This window comes from Halorubrum sp. SP9, assembly GCF_005435015.1.
In the GTDB taxonomy this organism is placed as follows: domain Archaea; phylum Halobacteriota; class Halobacteria; order Halobacteriales; family Haloferacaceae; genus Halorubrum; species Halorubrum sodomense.
Map to the genome: position 1 here is coordinate 1 of NZ_SGXU01000299.1, position 536 is coordinate 536.

Annotated in this window: 1 pseudogene; it reads left to right on the forward strand. The window is 63.2% G+C overall.

The features are described from left to right. A pseudogene (locus EXE45_RS17625) lies at positions 1–165 on the forward strand (nodulation protein); the annotation flags it as partial. Positions 166–536: the final 371 nt, after the last annotated feature.

Consider the following 536-nt stretch of genomic DNA (forward strand, 5'->3'; position numbering starts at 1 on the left):
AAGTACTTCGCCGGGTTCCGCTCGCTCGGCAGTGAGGTCAGTACGGAGAAGACGACAGAGGAGCCCGCGTGGCTCCAGAACCTCGAGGACACGACCGAGCGCGCCGGCCGCGCCCAGGACAAGGAGGACCTGATGGAGCGCCTGCGCGACCTCGGCTACATGTAAGCCACGCGGGCGGCGCGCGGTCAATCGACGAACGGCTCCTTCCTCGGTCGCGACCCCGAGATCGACGCCCTCGCGGGGTCGGACCGACTCCGTATTCGGTTCCGACGAGCGGATCACCGGCGTGTGATTGGATAGATCGCACATCTCTCCGTTCGCCTCTGTTCCCGGAGATCGGCGCTCCATATATTCGATGAATGAGCGACAGTAGCGTTTGGCTGTGAAATGTGGGGACGGAGTCGCGACCGAGGTCGTTCCGTCCGGCCGCATTAGAATTGTGTATATCATACATTTTTGGTTGCGTCGTGCGTTATCGCGTATAGAGTCCCGAAGCCGGCCGGAGGCGTCGGCGGCCGGCCGACCGGATGCTCGAG